The sequence below is a fragment of the Campylobacter sp. CFSAN093241 genome (assembly GCF_012889595.1).
GTDB lineage: Bacteria > Campylobacterota > Campylobacteria > Campylobacterales > Campylobacteraceae > Campylobacter_D > Campylobacter_D jejuni.
This window is the reverse complement of record NZ_CP040612.1, coordinates 61,477-78,840: the sequence shown is the minus strand read 5'-3', so window position 1 is coordinate 78,840 and position 17,364 is coordinate 61,477. Positions and strand designations below refer to the sequence as shown.

Below are 17,364 nucleotides of genomic sequence, written 5' to 3'. Positions count from 1 at the left end.
ATTATGAGGCCAGAAAATTACGTAGCATTTTTCACTGTTTGTGGATTTTTTATAGGACTTGCATTTAGCATTATTAGTATAGATGAAGCCTTTGATATACTGATTTTTACTTGTTTTATTACTTTTATGTTTTATGTTTTTGTTCATATTGCTATTATGAATTTTATAGATGTAAAGAAAATTAGTGGCAGAATCTTTAATAAACACGATTATGAAAAAACTAGCAATAATATTATCAACGATTTAGTTATTCGTGAAAAGAAAATGGATATAATTTTAGAAAAGCTCAATGAAGAAAGAGAAGAGCTAAAGAAAAATGAATTCAAAGAAAGACGAAGAAATGCTAAAAGAGCCGCCTAAAGCTTATGCACAAATGCTAAAGAAAGAGCAAGATGAGCTTGTGCTTTCTTACATGCCAGCTCTGCGTGCTATGGCTTTTAGACTAAAAGAACGCTTGCCTTCAAGTATAGATGTTAATGATCTTATTAGCATAGGCGTTGAAGAAATGATAAAGCTTTCACGCCGTTACGATAAAGAACAAAATGATAACTTCTGGGGTTTTGCAAGAAAAAGAGTTAACGGCTCTATGCTTGATTATCTTAGAAGTCTTGATGTAATGAGTCGAAATAATCGTAAAATTATTAAAGATATTGATGCAATCATGGATGAATATTTTTTAGAACATGAATGCGAACCTGATGATGAGTATCTAGCCAAAAAACTTGATTTAGATGTAGAAAAAATCAAAGAAGTAAGAACAGCTCATGCTATTAGCTATACCCTGCCCATTGATGAGCAAATCGAACTTTATAATGAAGACAATACTTTAGAAAAAATTGAAAAAGAAGAACTTTTAGAAAAAATTCACGAAGTGCTAGATGATCTTAAAGAGCGCGATCAGTTAATTATTCAGCTTTATTATTATGAAGAATTAAGCCTAAAAGAAATCAGTGAAATTTTACAAATCAGTGAAAGCAGAATTTCACAAATTCACAAAAAACTTCTTAAAAAACTTAGAGAAAGGCTAGTGTAATGGCTGAGATACTCTCCCAAGAAGAAATTGATGCTCTACTTGAAGTTGTCGATGATAACACCGACACACCCATAGCCTCAAATTCAAAAGATGAAAAAGATGAAAGAAATATCGTTGTATATGATTTTAAGCGTCCAAACAGAGTTTCAAAAGAACAACTTAGGACGATTAAAGGCATACATGATAAATTAGCAAGAAATTTAGCCTCTCAAATTTCATCGATGATGAGAAGTATTGTTGAAACTAAACTTCATTCAGTCGATCAGATGACTTATGGAGAGTTTTTAATGTCTTTGCCAAGCCCAACAAGTTTTAACGTTTTTTCTATCAAACCTTTAGATGGAAACTGTGTTTTAGAAATCAATCCAAGCATAGCTTTTCCTATGATAGATAGACTTTTGGGCGGACAAGGTGATAGCTATGAAGCTTCGCGTGAGCTTACGGATATTGAGCTTAATTTGCTTGATTCTATTTTGCGTATCATTATGCAAAGACTTAAAGAAAGCTGGGCTACCGTAACTGAAATTTATCCTAGTATAGAAGCTAAAGAATCAAGTCCAAATGTTGTACAAATCGTATCTCAAAATGAGATTGTTATCATGGTAGTAATGGAAATCATCATAGGAAATTCAAGCGGAATGGTAAATATCTGCTATCCTGTAGTACATTTAGAAAGTATATTAAGCCGTTTAGCAAACCGTGATATTATGATGGGTGAAACCTCAGCCAAAAAATCACGCAACAAAGAACTTAAAACTTTAATCGGTCGTGCTGAAGTGGTATATGAGGCAATTTTAGGAAAAACCTTAATTAATGTTCATGAATTTTTAGAACTTAAACAAGGCGATATCTTAAGACTTGATAGAGAAGCAGATGATAAAGCTATAGTAAGCATCGATAAAAAAGATGTTTTCTTAGCACAAATTGGATTGCATCGTTTTAGAAAATCTATTAAAATTTTAGAACTTATACGCACAGATAAAGATGAAATCAAAGAAATTTTGGAAAAATACGAAGAAGAGCGTAAAGCTAAAGCTAGTGTTTATGATGAGCCTGAAGAGGAGGATGAAGAAATATGATCAATGATTTTTTAAAAATGTTTACAAATGAATGCATCAGCACCATTGAAGGTTTAACAGGAAAAAGTGCTGAATTTAGCGAATATAAAGAATTTGATGTCAATACAAGCGATACTTTAAAAGCACCTTTAGTGTATGCTATATTTAATATAGCAAATGGTGGAAAAATAGGAATTTTAGCTGGTGCTATTTTAATGAGTGCTATTGGTGAATGGATGATGGGTGAAGAAGAGATCACCAAAAACGATAAACTAGGTCCTGATGAAATGGATGCAGCTAAAGAAGCCATCCAAAATATCATTTCAGCATTTTCTACAACCTTAGGAGCCCAAAAAGACATTCCAAAAATGGATTTTAGCATAGAATCTTGTGAATTTGTGCCTGAAAGCGTAGATTTTAAAGATTTTAAAAAATTATTTTTATATGATGTAAAAATAGGCGATTTAGAAGAACAAGTTTCTTTAGCCATGGATCAAACACTCCATAACATCCTAAGCGGGAAACCTGCTGAAACAGGAAATACAAGCACTGATTCTAATCACAATACTGAAGAAAAAGCGATAATGCTTAGCGAAGAGCTTAAAAATATCAATCTTATCATGGATGTGCGTTTGCCTGTTCGTGTGCGTATAGGCAATAAAAAAATGCTTTTAAAAGATGTTTTAACTATGGATATAGGTTCAGTTGTGGAGCTTAATCAACTTGCAAACGATCCGCTTGAAATTTTAATTGGGGATAAAAGAATTGCTTATGGCGAGGTAGTAATTGTCGATGGTAACTTCGGCGTTCAAATTACAGAAATTGGTTCTAAAAAAGAAAGATTAGAACAACTAAGATAAAAAGTTTTAGCCTACAAATTAAGAATAATAAATATAAACGAATTAAAACTAAAACAAACTAAAAGGGCTGAAATCAAAATGTAAAGATTTTGGAGTGTTTAACTTAAAAGGTTTTAGCTCTTTTTTAGGAGCAACAATTAAAGCATAACCACCTTTATTATATCTATCCCAAATACTAAAAAATTGACTTTTAGAACTTATATATTCTCCATGGCTTGGATCAAGCACTTGTAAATAATTACCTTTATGATTGATAATTATAACAAAATGTGGAAAGCGTGGATCATCTTCAATTTTTACAAGCATTGGAATATTTACAAGTTTATCCAAGTTTTCTCTATTGATTTGATATGAATTGCTTTGAAAGCCCAGTTTTTTAACTGCATCGTTTAAATCTGCAAAGCTTACCATATCCGTATAAAGTTCTTGTCCGCTCATAATCTTTAAAAGTTCAAGTTCATCAAACTTTTTTTGATCATCAAGTATATTAAGTAAAGTTGCTAAAGATGAAGCACCACAAGATTGCTCATAAGTTTGTCTTATTACTCTTTCGTTTTTAATTTCTTGATAAGACTTAACTACCCATTCGGCTTTTGTACTCAAAGCAAGAATGGGTAAAAAATAATAAAATTTTTAGAATTTTTTCCATAAGCTTATCCCAAATATGCTATCAGGAGAAGCAGAGCTTCCTCCAAAACTAGCATTAACAGAAACTGCGGTATCTGAATTAATGCTATAAGTAGAACCTAAACTTAAAGTTGGAATAGAACGCACTTCAGAATTTTGATAGCCATTGATTTTTTGTTTCATTTGAAATCTTTGCTCTGCTCCTAAATCTAAAGTAATTTTAGGACTTAGAATAATAGATAAATCCCCACCCACATAAATACTATTTCCATACTCTATTTTAAGGGTTTTAAATTTTCTTGATTGATTATAACCAAACCCTGTATAAATACTATAAACTACAGGATCGCTATATCCCCTTAAACTAGCTTGTAAGCTTTGTGATTTTAGATAAAAGTTTTTGGTTTGATTGATTGCTTTTTCTCTTTGAACAACTGCAGTTTGAAAGGTAATTTGTGGAATTAAATCTGCAATACTATCGCCTGTATAAATAAAACCTAGCCATAGATTATCAAATCCTATGCGATCTTTATGGGAATATGCATTTGTGAAAAAATTTGTATATTCTTGTCTTGCATAACTTCCGCCCCCTGAAATAAGTATGTCAAACTTAGGTGTTAGGGTATAAATGAAAGTTTGAGTTAAAAACACCTGCTTTGTATCATTCCAAATTGTAGGATCTCCGCCTATTGTTATATTAGGATAAAGAGAATACGAGTTTGCATTTCCTGTGCTAAGTAAAGAAAAGCTTGTAATGCTTCTTAAGCCTATTTGCTTTTTAAATAAACTGTCTATATTTAGCTCATCACTAGCAAAAACACAATTAACTAAAACCATAAATGTTAAGAAAATTTTTTTCATTGTCAATCCTTACATTTTAAATAATCAGCTCAAGTTAATTTTAAAATTTAATCCTTGATATTGAAAAGTTTATTATTCTAAGATAAAATATTTTAAAATCTTTAAATATTTTTACTTGCTTAATATAATTTAAGATAAAAATGAAAATTTGTTACAAAAGCAAACAAACCGAGAATAAAATTTTAAGTATTTAAAGAAAATTCACTTAACTTTCAAAGCAAGATTAAACTTTTGCTAGAATAAGTCGATAGTAGTTTTAAAGAACTTACAAAAAGAATTTATGAAAGGATTTTCAATGAAAAAGATTTTTGCTTTATTAGCTTTAACTTCTTTACTGACTAGTTCTGTTTTGCTGAGGATTTTTTAGCTAAACTCACAAAAGGTGCCTTAAGCGATACAAGCCCGGGTGTCAAAGAACTCAGCCTTGAAGAGATGAAAGAAGTGAAGGGTGGGTATATAACCTATTTAAAACGACTTAGTGATAATGAAGTTATAGCCTTTGCCAAACCTGATTGGAATTTGGAATTAACTTTATTTCAAGATAGTAACGGAGATCAATATTATTGGAATAGAGAAGGACTTGTTCGATTTGGTGGAATGTGCGGTATAGAAACTACAAATTGTTTGGTTAATGGTAAGCATTCCTATATCAATCAAAAAAGACTTTGGGAAACTATGAGTATAGTGGGCGATGACCCTTATCGTAACTTTCTTGGATATACTGTGAAAAGAAATATTGGTATTTCTAATTTAGGGAAAAGATTTGTGTATTTTTCTTATGGAGTGGCTGTAATCAACGAACAATCAGGTTCTTGGTATAGAGTAAAATCAAGTCCTGTCTTTGAATAATTACAGAGTAGTTAAGGAAATCAGTTCAAACTATAAAGACTTTTTAGAAAGATATCTTGGTGGGTATTCTATCAAGTAAAGAGGAAAAACTAATGATAAATAGTCTAAACTCAAATTTAAACTATGATTATAACACTTCAAATTTTAAACAAGATAAAAATATTGATTTTAAAATCAACAAACACGGAGTAGCCGTTATAACAGGAGAAGGTGCTTTGCCTTATCGTGGAAAAAAATTTGAGTATAATCCTAAAATATTCGGACTTGATGAAAGTATTAGCAAAAAAGATATGCAAGAATTTAACAACTTTATGAAGTCAAATGCTTTAAAAGACCCCAATAAAATAGAAAAATCCCCTTTAAAAGATTTTAATCCTGCTTATACAAAATGGGACCCAACTACGGAGAAAATGATGTTAGGTTTTTTTGTTTCTTATTCTAAGATGTTTCATTTGGGCTACGACATCATCAAAAAAGCCGATGAATTTTATAAAGAATTTGACGCACTTATAAGTAAAGATTTAAGCTTAAATGAGTTTAAAACTAAATACATAGATTTTAAGCAAAGATACGATGAATTTGTGAAAGAATACGAAATGGCTATGGGTGATAAAATGTTGCTTTCTAGTGATGATGAAATTATCACTCAACAAAGTGAAAAACCCTTCAAAGCCATTCAAGGCGAAAGTAAAAACAAAGAAACTTACAAAGATGATAGCACAAGAAACGAACTTGTAAAAAAACTATTAGAAGGTAAATTTAGCACTAGTAAAGAATTAGAACTTCTTTTTGGTATGAAATTTAGTGATGATGATGCAGGAGAATTTAATAAAATCCTTTCTTTAAATTCTACACCAAAAAGTATAGATATTAAAGCTTAAGGATTTAAAAGTCTTTAAATTCCTAATCTTAATAAAATAAACCTATTAAAACTTATATAATAAAGAACTTATTATAAATTTTTAGCTAGAATGGAATTTATTTTAACTAAAGGTTGAAAAATGAATGAAAAAATAAGCCAAGATTTAGAAAAATTTGCTAACATACCAAACCTAAAAAATGCCGTAACTTTTTTTGGTTCAGCAAGACTTAAAGAAGATAATTTTTATTATCAGCAGGCTAAAATTTTGGCACAAAAATGTGCTCAAAATGGTTTTTGTGTGATAAGTGGTGGAGGTGGTGGTATTATGCGTGCAGCCAACGAAGGTGCTTTTTCACAAAAAAATAATACAAATTCAATGAGTTCTGTAGGGTTTAATATATTTTTACCTCACGAGCAAAAACTTAATGATTTTGTAGAATATAATATTACTTTTGAGAGCTTAGCCATACGCAAAATGGCTCTTATTGAAAAGAGTCTAGCTTTTGTGATCTTCCCAGGCGGCTTTGGAACACTTGATGAATTGTGTGAAATTCTTACATTAAAACAATTAGAATTTAAAAAAGATGTTCCTATTATTTTGTTTGGGAGTGAATTTTGGCGAGGTTTTGATGAGTTCGTCAGAAATTCTTTACTCAAACTTGAAGTGATTTCTAAAGGAGATGAGTTAAAGTATAAAATCACTGACGACTTGGATTTTATAATTAATACTTTAAAGGAAATTTAATGAAAATTCTAGTCGCTATGAGCGGTGGAGTTGATAGTACAGTCACTGCTTATAAACTTAAAAATTTAGGTCATGAAGTTATAGGTTGTTATATGAAACTTCATGGCAAACCAAATTATCACGAAGAAAATATCAAAAAAGTAGAAAAAGTTGCAAACTTTTTGCAAATTCCTTATCATATTTTAGACTTACAAGAAGATTTTAAAAACAAAGTTTACATGCCTTTTGTGGATACTTATAAAGAGGGTAAAACACCAAATCCTTGCGCTTTATGTAACCGTTTTATCAAACTTGGAAAACTTTTAGAATTTGCTAAAAGTTTAGGTTGTGAAAAACTTGCCACAGGGCATTATGCAAGACTTGAAAACAACTTAATAAAAACCGCAGTAGATGAAAGCAAGGATCAAAGCTATTTTTTGGCCAGTGCAGATAAAGAAGCTTTAAAATATCTTATTTTTCCGCTAGGCGAAATGAAAAAAGAAGATGTGAAAAAATTTGCTTCCACTATCGAGGTTTTAAAATCTTTTGCCACCCAAAAGGAAAGTTCTGAAATTTGCTTTGTTGAAGATACTTATGTGCAAGTTTTAGATCAGTTTATGGATACAAAAATTCCTGGAGAAGTATTAGATAGTAGCGGAAAAGTAGTAGGCAAACATGAGGGCTATATGCACTATACCATAGGCAAAAGAAGAGGCTTTGAAGTGCGTGGGGCACATGAACCACATTTTGTTTTAAAAATCAATCCTAAGCAAAACCAAATCATCGTAGGAACCAAAGAAGAACTTAAAATCAGTGAATTTAACCTAAAAAATATCAATCTTTTTATAGACGCTAAAGAGCTTGTTTGCGAAGTAAAAATCCGCTATCGTTCAAAATCCACACCTTGCAAGGTAGAAATTTATGAAGATAAAAGTGCAAAAATCATCCTAAAAGATCCTGTTTATGGACTTGCTAGCGGACAAATGGCAGTCTTTTATGATCATGATAAAGTCATAGCAAGCGGTTTTATAGAATAATTTCTAGGAATTAATTCCTAGAAATTATTAATAAAATCCTAAAATTTTCCACCAAATAAGCCCAACAGCTATCATCACTACTATATCAACTATGGAAATCACAAAACCTATACTCCACCATTTTTTAAGAGTTACACAGCCTGTTCCAAAAATAACAGGAGCTGTTCCTATTGCATAGTGAGTTAATGCCATCATAACATTACCTGAAGCTATCATAATAAAAGCATAAAAAAGTGGTGGTGCTCCTGGCAAGCTGCACTATAAAAAACAAAAAACATTGCTGATATATGAGCTGTAGTAGAAGCAAAGAAATAGTGTGTATATAAAAAAAGCAAGGCTTAAAAATATCATAATAGAAATTTCCCCAAGTCCCATAGCAGAAGCAAATTCACCTTAAGCTTCAGCTAAAAACTGTGTAACACCAAGTTTGCCAAGTAAAGTTGCCATCATTACAAGAGCTGAAAACCATACTAAAGTATTCCAAGCAGCTTTTTCAGCCAAAACTTCCCCAAAAGTTAAAACTCCACTAATCAACACCAAAGACAACCCAAGCAAAGCCACACTAGTCGCATCAAGAGAAATTAGCCCAAAGCTCCAGCCCATAAAAGTAAAAGCGAGATAAAAACACTGAGCATGATTTTTTCACTATTTTTCATTTTTACAAGTTCTTTTAATTTATCTTTAGCAAAAGTAGAAGCATTAGGCGTGGATTTAATTTCTAGCGGAGAGAGAAAATAAAGCATCAAAGGCATCAAAAGCATAGCAGCTATACCAGGTAAAAACATCCCTAAAGCCTATTACCCCTAAGTTAAATGCACTTCTAAATTTGTAGCTTGTGCTATAAGATCAACCACCAAAGGATTTGGAGCTGTAGCTGTAATAAACATAGCTGATGAAATAGGATTGGCTCTTGATAATTTACCAAAGAAAGATAAGTGCCTATTTTATTTTGTGTTCCATCTTCAGGAGTGGATTTAAAACTTCTTGCAATAACTTGAACTATAGGATTTATGATAGCCCCTGCTCTTGCAGTATTTGAAGGAGTAACTGGAGCTAAAATAGTTTCACAAAAAGCTATAGAATAAGCAATACCTAAGGTTTTTTTACCAAGAATACTGATAAAATGATAAGCCAAATGCTCTCCAAGTCCTGTTTTAATAACTCCACGAGCCACAATAATAGAATAACTATAAGCTAAATAAGAGAATTTGAAAAACCACTTAAAGCGTCTTTTATACCCGTTTTAGATTTTAAATTTGATATAGCAGTATTTACCTTTTCATCTTATGCTCTTTTGATATAAAAAATCAAGTGCTGAAGTATTTAAAGGAAATTTTAGTCTCATCAATAAGTTGTTGCGTAGAAGTTTTCGAAGTAGCTTTGGTGTAAATTTTACTTAGATTTTCAATTGGGTAGTGGTAATGCCACTAAGAGCTACTATGGCAATAGCTATCATACAAACAGGCCCCAAAGGCATTACTTGTAAAATCACTGCCATAATCACAGCAATAAAAAGCCCAAGAAAATGCCAAGAATTATCTTCCAAACCTACAAGGAGTAGGTATAGGCCAAAACACAGCTGCAATTAAAATACGCAGCACCAACAAGGGAATTTTCTTTCTATCCATTGTTTATCTTTTGATATTGGTAATGAAATTCTAGTTAACTAATATTTTAATAAATCTTAAAATTATAATTTTTAAATAAATTTTTAATTTATAAAAAAGCTAGCCTGATTGAAAAATAAATAGGGAATTTTAAAATGAATAAAACCCTTCCCCAGATAACTGCGGCACACACTAAAATCAAGTGCTCTGCTGTGTTCCCACCCTGAAGCGGTGCTTAAAAATAGCATTGCACAGGTCTAAGAAAAGGCTCTAAAATTATATCACAATATACTTAAAAAGCCTTGAGAATTATAAAACTAAAAAAATAATATATAAATAATAAATTGGTTAAAATTTTATACATTTTTTAAAATTTATTTATAAAAACTATTATTTTATTCTCTAAAAATACGATATAAAAATAATTTATATCGCAAGGAAAAAATATGAAAGTTAAATGGAGTAGAGATTTTAGCATTAAAAATATGCAATTAGACAAACAACACGAACTAATTTTTGAAATTACCAATCTTGCAAATGATTTAGCTCTAAACATTCAAGATAATAATACACAACACAAAAATGATTTAAAACAAATTCTTGTAAAGCTATTTCAATACATCAAAATTCATTTTAAAGATGAAGAAAAATTTATGGAAAGCATTGATTTTCCTTTGATTGAAGAACATAAAAAATCTCATCAAATATTAGTAGAAAAAACTAAAGAGCTTTTAGAACACTCAAATGATATTGTAAAAATGTCTCAAGAACTTTCCATATTAACCAAAGATTGGATTTTAGATCATTTTGCTAATGAAGATTTATGGATAGCTAATTTTACAAAAAAAACCCTACACCTTCAAGAAATCCATTATACCTTAGAACAATACATAAAACTAAAATCAATCAAACAAGACCTAAGAGCTGAAAAAACTCATGATTATATTTGCAATTGTTCTTTGCGTATCCATGCAGTTCCACAGACTATACATCAAGAGCTTGTTAGCAAAGAAAATACCTTAAAGTGCGAAAAATGTGGGCAAATTTTAGTTCATTTGGATTATTTTGATTTGAATCAAAATTTCGAAAAATTCAATGCTATTTTTGAAGATGCACTACAAAATCACCATTTCACGACTCAAAAAAATGATATGGGGGGGGGATAGATGAATTTTCAAGTAAAAACCTTAGAAACTTTCAATCCTTTTGAAAGTTTAAATCATGAACAAGCAAACACAGAACAAATTCTTGATTTTAGAGTTATAGATTTTAAACTTCTGTGTTCTAGTGTAAAACCAGCAAAAACAAAAACTTATGAAAGAAAGGATTTTGACTTATTTTATGCAGATGATTTTTTTGTAAAAAACTACAATACCATAGTGCAAAAATTTCTTATAGAAATTTACCCAAAAACCCAAAGTTTTCCTTTTACAGTCAAACTTAGATCCAACTCCAACCTAACCCATCTAAAAGCCAGTATCAACCTTACAGAAAATTTTAAATATTACCCTAATTTAAAATTTGATATTTTGCAAAATATCTACAAAATAATGATCAAACAAAAATTTTTAATCTTAAGACTTGATAAAAATTTATTTGATAAGATTGATGATTTTATCTTATCAATACAAAAAAGTCCATCTATTAAAGAAATAGAGCTTGAAATTGCCAAAGGTGTAGATAAGATTGAACATAAAAGTGATGAAATTATTTATCATAGAGATGTTAACGAAGAATGTTTTGACGAAAATATTAACTATGATGAAGGAAACTACTGTAAACCTATTGAAAAAAATGAGCTACTTTTTGAATACATTTATAGAATTCTTGGAAAAGAAGGACGAAATTTAAGAGGAGAGATACTTCATTTAAATCCAATAGCCTTTCTTGATAATCCTTTTATCATAAAAGATGAAAGCATTTACACAGAAGAATTAGAAGATAGAATTAAATATTTTAGCGCCAATTATGGATTTTTAAACAAAGATCATACAGGATATTGCATCGCAAATAATTTAAAATTATCACAAATAGGGCTTAAAACAACCGGTTCAATCAAAACAAATACCGATGAAAATATAAACTTAGAAATCACTAATTTTGATATAAGTGATGATGCTATTAAATCAGGTATTGTAAATGTTCAAGCTTCAAATATAAAAGTAAATGGGAATGTTGGAGCAACAAAACTTTATGGAAAAAATATCAGTATCAAAGGCTTAACTCATGCAAAAAGCGAAATTTTTGCACAAGATATTTTTATTACAACACACAAAGGAACTTTGCAAGCTGACACTGTATATATAAAAAATTTAGAAAATGGGACAATTATAGCTAAAAATGTATTTGTTGAAAACTGCATGGGTGGAAAAATAGAAGCAGAAAATATTTATATTTGCAATTTACTAACGGATAATACTTTATATCCAAGAAAAAATCTAATCATAACAAACAATATAAAATTTAAAAACAATATCGTAGTTTCACCACTAGTTTCTATTGAAAACAACTCAGATACAGAATGCGAAAATCTTAAAAATCTAAGCCTTAAAATAAAAAGTAAGCTTGATGACACCATAAGCAAAATGCAAAATTACTATGATTATCTAATCAAAAATCAAATCAAAATCATCAAACTTCAAAAGACTAAAAATCCTAGCGCCATAGAAATGAAATTTTCAAATCTTTATCACGATATCATAAAAAAATACAATCATCTTAGCATTTCGTATAAAAAATTTATAAAATTAAAATATCAAATTGATGCGAAATTAAATTTCTTAAATGAAATGGTTTACAATGTAAAAATATACATAAAAGCCGAAAATATCGGAGAGGATAATTTTTTAAAATTTTATCCTAACACAAACACCAACCTTGAACTAAAACATCATATAAATTTAAAAGACTATGAAAAGGTTTTATATCTTGAAAAAGGACAGCAAGTAAGTTATATTAAATCAAGTCATAATTATAGCGAAAGCGACATAGAAGAAATTAAAATTATTTTTGAAAAATTAGAAAAAGATAATTCCTAAGAATTATCTTTTCATATTAATGGCTTTTTGTATCATCTGATCACTTGTAGTGATACTTTTTGAGCTTGCATCAAAGGCTTTTTGAGTTACGATAAGGTTTGAAAGCTCTGCGCTTAAATCAACATTTGATTGTTCTAAGAATCCGCCTTTAAATTTAGCTGTATTAACAACTTGACCATCTTTCATAATAAAACTTGCATCACCGCTATTTGCCGTTGCTGCAAAAATATTATCTCCCATAGCAACTAATCCTTGCTCATTGATAAAATTATATAAAGCAAGCTTTCCAACTATGGCATTTTTACCATTGCTAAATTGCGCAACAATACTTCCATCATCGGATATATTATATTGTTCAAAAAACCCTTCAGCTACACCATCTTGTTGTGTAACTACATTTTTTTCGACGCCTTCTTTAATATAAATCCCACTATAACCCGAACCAGGCTTGTTAGCATCATAAGGAGAACCTAAATCAATATTAATTGTTCCACCATTTGGATTTGCAATGCTTGTAATATTGTTTTGAAGCAAAGCACCATTTTTATCAAAAACCATATTTCCTTCAGTCGGATTGCCTACGGCATTGCCATTAGAATCATAAATTTGTGCAATAGCTTTATATTGTATATTATCGCCTTCTTGCGGTAAAACTCTTTCAAGTGTAACCCTTAAAGTGCTTTTACTTCCATCTGCATTATAAATAGGGGATTCTAAAATATCTTTATTGGCTTTTTGTTGCTCTGTTGAAATTTGAGCTGTATCAAGCTTGATGCTATTTTCATCCAATCCTTTTAAATCAAGCTCGTTACTTTTAAAATTTAGATTTTCATCTAAAGTCGCTTCAAAGCTTGTTTTTACGCCATTATCATCAGTGAAATTTAAAATAATCCTATCACCCGCTTTAGCACTAAACACATCTTCTTTGCTAACACTACCACTAACTACATATTTTCCATCTTCAGTTTTTGTAATGTTAAATTTACTAGGATCAAGATCTACTTTAACTACTTCTGTTGTTGTGTTAGTATTTAAACTTCCACTCCATTTTACATTTTGAGTTACTTGAGGAGGTAAATACATATTCACAGGTACTTTAATAGCCCCTTGAGAAGCGGTTGTGCCTATACTGAAAGAATTATTTGAATTTACAGTAAAACCATTATTTACCGGAGTTCCTGTGTTAAGATAATCCCCCATAAGCCCAGCAACTCTATCGCTATAGTTAATACCAGTAAAAGCAGGATTCATTGTTCCTAAAACAAAATTTCCATAAGAATCTACCAAATATCCATTGGCATCTCTTCTAAATGATCCATTTCTAGTATAGTAAGCATTGCCATCAGCCCCTAAAACCCCAAAAAATCCTTTTCCTTGCAAAGCCACATCAAATTCGCCATCACTTGCAACAGGAGAACCCTGTTCGAAAACAACTTGAGAAGATGCTGCACCGCTACCATAACCACCTTGAGCAGGGTTGGTTGATTGGGTTGTTATGGTAGTATAAAAAATATCTTTAAATTGAGCATCAGAGTATTTAAAGCCCGTGGTATTGACATTTGCTATGTTATTAGCAGTGATATCAATACCAAAGCTATTGCTTTTTACTCCAGAAATCCCATTATAAAATGAATTCATCATGGCTTATGCCTTTTCCTCTTTGTCGCCATCTTCTGTAGATCCAGACCCAGAAGAATCTCCATCGCTTGAACCACCACTTGAGTCTCCACTTGAACCGCTTCCTCCAGTAGATGAAGATGAACCAAGCTTATAATCTGTTATTTCTTGTATTGCATCAAAAGGAACTTCTTGTCCAGCCATTTTTGCATAGGCAACACCATCTTTAAAAACAACACCTTCGATAGGATAAGTTCCGTAATTTGCAGTGATTTTTTCACCATTTTTATTATTATAAACCATTTTAACAGTGTACTCACCATCACCTGCATAAACCCCATCGTTATTTCTTCCTGGCCACTCCATAGTAAATAAACCTTGAGAAATAGATTTAGCATCGCTTTTTTCACTGAAAACAAGTTTATTATTGCTATCATAAATTTCTAGCGTAACACCGTTTTCATCAGAATCTTCAGGCAAATACATTTTAAGAGCGATAAGCTCATCTGCACCTGTAAGTTTGATTTTATTATCTGAAACAGTTGCCATTTTACCAATAGCCCCTAAAGCTGAAGTACTCATACTTGTACTAAAAGAATCAGAAAGCTTTTGCATAGTTTCAACCATTTTTTGCATAGTTGTATTGGTATTTTGCTGCATTTCAAGTGCACTAAGCTGTGAAGTTTGAGTAAGCATTTTATCGCTATCCATAGGATCTGTTGGATCTTGATGTTGAAGCTCTATCAAAAGAAGTTTTAAAAACGCATCCTTATCTAAGGTAGCATTTGGATTGCTCACTATTCCTGAGCTACTGCTTGAATCTGTTCTAGTTGTTCCACTAGTACTTCCTGAAGAAGTAGTACCTGAAGTTGTAGCAGTGGTATTTAAATTCCAATCCGATGATGATATCATTATAAACTCCTTTTTATTTAGTTTTTTATTATTTAAGCAATAAGTGTTCCAATTTAAAAATACTTCGCTAAAACAAGCTCTAGATTGACTTTTTCACTTTCATTTTTTCCATCTAAAGCATCTTTAAAACCATATCCACTACGATTTTTTCCTTGATTTTGATTTTGCTCTCTTTTACCTTGATCACTAAAATTCATTTCAAGTCCAGTAAATCCCATATTTACAAGAGAATTTTTAAACTCGGCTTGATTTTGGATAAACAAATTCATTGCATTGGCATTGGAGTTGAAATTGATATGAAGGTTATTACCTCTTTGTATCAAAGTTACCTCCACTTCTCCAAGATTATTAGGATTTAGAGTGATACTAAGTTTAGTAATAGGCGCTTTGTATTGATCCACAGCCTCTTTTAAATCTTGTGAAAAATACTGCAAAGTTTCTTTAGGAGTGATATTGCGAGCATTGTTTTGTGTTACTTTATTTAAATCTTTGACTAAAGAATTTAACTCATCTAAGCTATTTTTATCTACATTTTCACTGTGCGTTTTTGTTTGCTCTTGAGTAAAAGTTTCTTTATTAGTAGTATTATTATTAAAATTTGCATTATTCTCTTTGTTTTGAACTACTTGAGTTTTATTTAAATTTTCAAAATTTAATTTTTGATCAAAGAAATTTTGTTTTATATCTTTATTTTCTTTGTTGTTGTTTTTAGGCTCTTTATTTAGATTAAAATCTTTTTGTGTTAAATTTGAAACTAATTTCTGAGTATCTTTAACAATTTCTTTATTTAAATTTTTATCAAGATTTAAATTTTGATCATTGTTCTTTAAATTTTTATTTTGATCTTGTATATTTTCTTGATTTAAATTGTTTTTTTCTTGATTTTTATTTAACTCTTTATTAAAATCTTTGTTTAAGTCTTTGCTTTCTTTATTTAAATTATCTTGGTTTTTTTTATCTTTTATATTTAACTCTTCTGTTAAATTTTTTGCAAACTCATCATTTTTGATATTTTTTAAAGTATTTTTAGCATCTGTGGTATCTTCTTCTATTTTTGATTTAACTTTATCGTTTTTTTCGTGTTTGCTTTCTTTGGATGAAAGTATGGAATCTAAATTTTTTAAAGTTTGAGAAAGCAAAGAACCGCTATCTTTAGAATTTGTTTTTTGCATAGAATGAGTGCTTGTAGTATGAGTTGTATTTTCTAAATTGTGATTTAAATTTTTACTCACATTGGAAATTTTATTATTGATGATTTCTTTAAAAACATTATCCACAGCACCCTTAAAAAAATCAGCCTTATCTAAATTTGGAAAAGTTGCTTTAAGATCAAGAAGACGATCTACTTTAATATTTTTTACATTTAAGCCCAGATCTTTAGCTATGTCCAAAAGCTCACTAAGATTTGATGCACCTTTTAAAGCATTAAAATTAGCCTCTGTTTTAATAAGACTTGAAAGTTGAGTAGAAAGATTTGCTAGTTTAACATCTGCTGTATCTGTTTTTAGCTTATCTAACAAAGAAAGAATTTGCATAAAAGAAGCAGATTCGAAAATGCTTATCTTATCGCTCTCATCAAAAGCTCCTTTTTGAAGTCTGCTCATCGCTTCATTAACAACTTCTTTTTGACTGATCTTCATATGATCAGGTAAAAATTCATTGGTTTCATTGATAGAATTAAGCAAAGAATTTAAAAAACTTTCCGTATCATCTTGAGTTGAATTTTTACTATCACTACTTTCATGTTCTTTATTTTTACTAGTTTTACTAAAAGAACTGCTAGTAGTAGAAGTTTTACTCGGCGTAAGATTTAAAACATCATTTTGCGGAGCTAAATTTGACATCACTTTTCCTTCAAAAAATTATTTTAAAAATTTATCTACCATTACATTAGGAAATTTTTCTTTCAAATAAGAATCTTCATATACTTTAATCATCTTATCTTCATTTAAAGCAGTTAAGATATTTAAAAGCTCTTCTAAATTTTTAGCATTTAAAATTTTCTCTAAATTTTCTTCATTTTCTAAAATTTCTGTAAGCTCACTTGAAATTCTTGCCATTTTTTCGTTTTCATCTGATCTAAAAGTTTCTAAAAGCTCTAAAACTTGAAGCAAAACTTCATTTTTTCTTTCAGCTAAATCACTTTTAAATTCAACAAAAATCTCTTCATTTAATGGTTTTGACATTTTAACTTCCTTTTTAAAATTTTAATTTCATAAGTTTTTAAAGCAAGAAGTGTTCCAAGTTTTGATACTTTGTAGTTTAAGTTAAATTTTTGT

17 protein-coding genes, 1 other RNA gene and 3 pseudogenes are annotated in these 17,364 nt (G+C 30.1%); 10 read left to right on the top strand and 11 right to left on the bottom strand.

Annotation, left to right across the window (positions count from 1 at the left end; translation table 11 throughout):
• Positions 1 to 3 precede the first annotated feature (3 nt).
• Genes FBE96_RS00330 through fliY form a run of 4 tightly spaced genes read left to right on the top strand, consistent with a single transcriptional unit; the run spans position 4 to position 2,951 of the window.
• Positions 4 to 360 carry a membrane protein gene (locus FBE96_RS00330; protein ID WP_002851727.1) on the top strand — a complete coding sequence of 119 codons (357 nt, stop codon included), beginning with the start codon at positions 4 to 6 and terminating at the stop codon, positions 358 to 360.
• On the top strand, positions 341 to 1,033 hold the full coding sequence (locus FBE96_RS00325; protein ID WP_002851943.1) for an RNA polymerase sigma factor FliA: 693 nt from the start codon (positions 341 to 343) through the stop codon (positions 1,031 to 1,033). The genes FBE96_RS00330 and FBE96_RS00325 overlap by 20 nt, the downstream gene beginning before the upstream one ends.
• Positions 1,033 to 2,112: a flagellar motor switch protein FliM gene (fliM, locus tag FBE96_RS00320; protein ID WP_002851710.1), complete on the top strand. Its 1,080-nt coding sequence runs from the start codon at positions 1,033 to 1,035 to the stop codon at positions 2,110 to 2,112. The genes FBE96_RS00325 and fliM overlap by 1 nt, the downstream gene beginning before the upstream one ends.
• On the top strand, positions 2,109 to 2,951 hold the full coding sequence (fliY, locus tag FBE96_RS00315; RefSeq protein WP_002851810.1) for a flagellar motor switch protein FliY: 843 nt from the start codon (positions 2,109 to 2,111) through the stop codon (positions 2,949 to 2,951). The genes fliM and fliY overlap by 4 nt, the downstream gene beginning before the upstream one ends.
• Before the next feature lie 48 nt (positions 2,952 to 2,999).
• Here the strand turns inward: fliY and FBE96_RS00310 are convergent.
• Together FBE96_RS00310 and FBE96_RS00305 are read right to left on the bottom strand one after the other, a co-directional pair.
• Positions 3,000 to 3,600 (bottom strand): annotated as a pseudogene (locus FBE96_RS00310) (C39 family peptidase).
• Positions 3,585 to 4,439 carry a hypothetical protein gene (locus FBE96_RS00305; protein WP_002864362.1) on the bottom strand — a complete coding sequence of 285 codons (855 nt, stop codon included), beginning with the start codon at positions 4,437 to 4,439 and terminating at the stop codon, positions 3,585 to 3,587. The pseudogene FBE96_RS00310 and the gene FBE96_RS00305 overlap by 16 nt, the downstream one beginning before the upstream one ends.
• Before the next feature lie 280 nt (positions 4,440 to 4,719).
• Here FBE96_RS00305 and FBE96_RS00300 point away from each other — a divergent pair.
• The 4 genes and pseudogenes from FBE96_RS00300 to mnmA all read left to right on the top strand — a co-directional run bounded on the left by FBE96_RS00300 (position 4,720) and on the right by mnmA (position 7,911).
• Positions 4,720 to 5,367, top strand: a pseudogene (locus FBE96_RS00300) (hypothetical protein).
• Between the two features lie 13 nt (positions 5,368 to 5,380).
• Positions 5,381 to 6,169 (top strand): hypothetical protein, encoded by a 789-nt coding sequence (locus FBE96_RS00295; protein WP_002864361.1) that lies wholly within the window; start codon positions 5,381 to 5,383, stop codon positions 6,167 to 6,169.
• 120 nt (positions 6,170 to 6,289) lie between these two features.
• A complete protein-coding gene (locus tag FBE96_RS00290; protein ID WP_002858801.1) occupies positions 6,290 to 6,895 on the top strand; it encodes a TIGR00730 family Rossman fold protein in 606 nt (201 codons plus the stop codon).
• On the top strand, positions 6,895 to 7,911 hold the full coding sequence (mnmA, locus tag FBE96_RS00285) for a tRNA 2-thiouridine(34) synthase MnmA (protein ID WP_002907102.1): 1,017 nt from the start codon (positions 6,895 to 6,897) through the stop codon (positions 7,909 to 7,911). Before FBE96_RS00290 ends, mnmA begins: the two co-directional genes overlap by 1 nt.
• Positions 7,912 to 7,938: 27 nt before the next feature.
• Here mnmA and FBE96_RS08680 read toward each other — a convergent pair.
• The 5 genes and pseudogenes from FBE96_RS08680 to ffs all read right to left on the bottom strand — a co-directional run bounded on the left by FBE96_RS08680 (position 7,939) and on the right by ffs (position 9,782).
• Positions 7,939 to 8,472, bottom strand: a pseudogene (locus FBE96_RS08680) (anion permease).
• 20 nt (positions 8,473 to 8,492) lie between these two features.
• Positions 8,493 to 8,696, bottom strand: a complete 204-nt coding sequence (locus FBE96_RS08675; RefSeq protein ID WP_002885679.1) for an anion permease — start codon at positions 8,694 to 8,696, stop codon at positions 8,493 to 8,495.
• A gap of 53 nt (positions 8,697 to 8,749) precedes the next feature.
• A complete protein-coding gene (locus tag FBE96_RS08670) occupies positions 8,750 to 9,085 on the bottom strand; it encodes an anion permease (RefSeq protein WP_002874626.1) in 336 nt (111 codons plus the stop codon).
• A 222-nt stretch (positions 9,086 to 9,307) separates the two neighbouring features.
• The gene (locus FBE96_RS00260; protein WP_002857729.1) at positions 9,308 to 9,457 is read right to left on the bottom strand and encodes a hypothetical protein; all 150 of its coding nucleotides are present in this window, start codon (positions 9,455 to 9,457) and stop codon (positions 9,308 to 9,310) included.
• Positions 9,458 to 9,684: 227 nt separating this feature from the next.
• An RNA gene (ffs, locus tag FBE96_RS00255) (signal recognition particle sRNA small type) lies at positions 9,685 to 9,782 on the bottom strand.
• A gap of 182 nt (positions 9,783 to 9,964) precedes the next feature.
• On the opposite strand from ffs, the gene FBE96_RS00250 reads away from it, so the two are divergent.
• Both FBE96_RS00250 and FBE96_RS00245 read left to right on the top strand, forming a co-directional pair.
• A complete protein-coding gene (locus FBE96_RS00250) occupies positions 9,965 to 10,684 on the top strand; it encodes a bacteriohemerythrin (protein WP_002885487.1) in 720 nt (239 codons plus the stop codon).
• On the top strand, positions 10,685 to 12,556 hold the full coding sequence (locus FBE96_RS00245; RefSeq protein ID WP_002788188.1) for a flagellar assembly protein A: 1,872 nt from the start codon (positions 10,685 to 10,687) through the stop codon (positions 12,554 to 12,556).
• Positions 12,557 to 12,559: 3 nt separating this feature from the next.
• On the opposite strand, the gene FBE96_RS00240 is transcribed toward FBE96_RS00245, so the two are convergent.
• The 4 genes from FBE96_RS00240 to FBE96_RS00225 are packed head-to-tail and all read right to left on the bottom strand — an operon-like array spanning position 12,560 to position 17,271.
• A complete protein-coding gene (locus FBE96_RS00240) occupies positions 12,560 to 14,197 on the bottom strand; it encodes a flagellar hook protein FlgE (RefSeq protein WP_002866624.1) in 1,638 nt (545 codons plus the stop codon).
• A 3-nt stretch (positions 14,198 to 14,200) separates the two neighbouring features.
• Complete coding sequence (locus FBE96_RS00235) at positions 14,201 to 15,085, bottom strand: flagellar basal body rod modification protein (protein WP_002805290.1); 885 nt, start codon at positions 15,083 to 15,085, stop codon at positions 14,201 to 14,203.
• 53 nt (positions 15,086 to 15,138) lie between these two features.
• Positions 15,139 to 16,932, bottom strand: coding sequence for a flagellar hook-length control protein FliK (locus tag FBE96_RS00230; protein ID WP_075912916.1), 1,794 nt, complete (start codon positions 16,930 to 16,932; stop codon positions 15,139 to 15,141).
• Positions 16,933 to 16,947: 15 nt separating this feature from the next.
• Positions 16,948 to 17,271 (bottom strand): hypothetical protein, encoded by a 324-nt coding sequence (locus FBE96_RS00225; RefSeq protein WP_002782892.1) that lies wholly within the window; start codon positions 17,269 to 17,271, stop codon positions 16,948 to 16,950.
• Positions 17,272 to 17,364 lie beyond the last annotated feature (93 nt).

Bases quoted from the DNA above. Each gene is read 5' to 3' on its own strand.
- FBE96_RS00330 (WP_002851727.1), top strand. From the start codon at position 4: ATGAGGCCAGAAAATTACGTAGCATTTTTCACTGTTTGTGGATTTTTT.
- FBE96_RS00325 (WP_002851943.1), top strand. From the start codon at position 341: ATGCTAAAAGAGCCGCCTAAAGCTTATGCACAAATGCTAAAGAAAGAG.
- fliM (WP_002851710.1), top strand. From the start codon at position 1,033: ATGGCTGAGATACTCTCCCAAGAAGAAATTGATGCTCTACTTGAAGTT.
- fliY (WP_002851810.1), top strand. From the start codon at position 2,109: ATGATCAATGATTTTTTAAAAATGTTTACAAATGAATGCATCAGCACC.
- FBE96_RS00305 (WP_002864362.1), bottom strand. From the start codon at position 4,439: ATGAAAAAAATTTTCTTAACATTTATGGTTTTAGTTAATTGTGTTTTT.
- FBE96_RS00295 (WP_002864361.1), top strand. From the start codon at position 5,381: ATGATAAATAGTCTAAACTCAAATTTAAACTATGATTATAACACTTCA.
- FBE96_RS00290 (WP_002858801.1), top strand. From the start codon at position 6,290: ATGAATGAAAAAATAAGCCAAGATTTAGAAAAATTTGCTAACATACCA.
- mnmA (WP_002907102.1), top strand. From the start codon at position 6,895: ATGAAAATTCTAGTCGCTATGAGCGGTGGAGTTGATAGTACAGTCACT.
- FBE96_RS08675 (WP_002885679.1), bottom strand. From the start codon at position 8,696: ATGTTTTTACCTGGTATAGCTGCTATGCTTTTGATGCCTTTGATGCTT.
- FBE96_RS00250 (WP_002885487.1), top strand. From the start codon at position 9,965: ATGAAAGTTAAATGGAGTAGAGATTTTAGCATTAAAAATATGCAATTA.
- FBE96_RS00245 (WP_002788188.1), top strand. From the start codon at position 10,685: ATGAATTTTCAAGTAAAAACCTTAGAAACTTTCAATCCTTTTGAAAGT.
- FBE96_RS00240 (WP_002866624.1), bottom strand. From the start codon at position 14,197: ATGATGAATTCATTTTATAATGGGATTTCTGGAGTAAAAAGCAATAGC.
- FBE96_RS00235 (WP_002805290.1), bottom strand. From the start codon at position 15,085: ATGATATCATCATCGGATTGGAATTTAAATACCACTGCTACAACTTCA.
- FBE96_RS00225 (WP_002782892.1), bottom strand. From the start codon at position 17,271: ATGTCAAAACCATTAAATGAAGAGATTTTTGTTGAATTTAAAAGTGAT.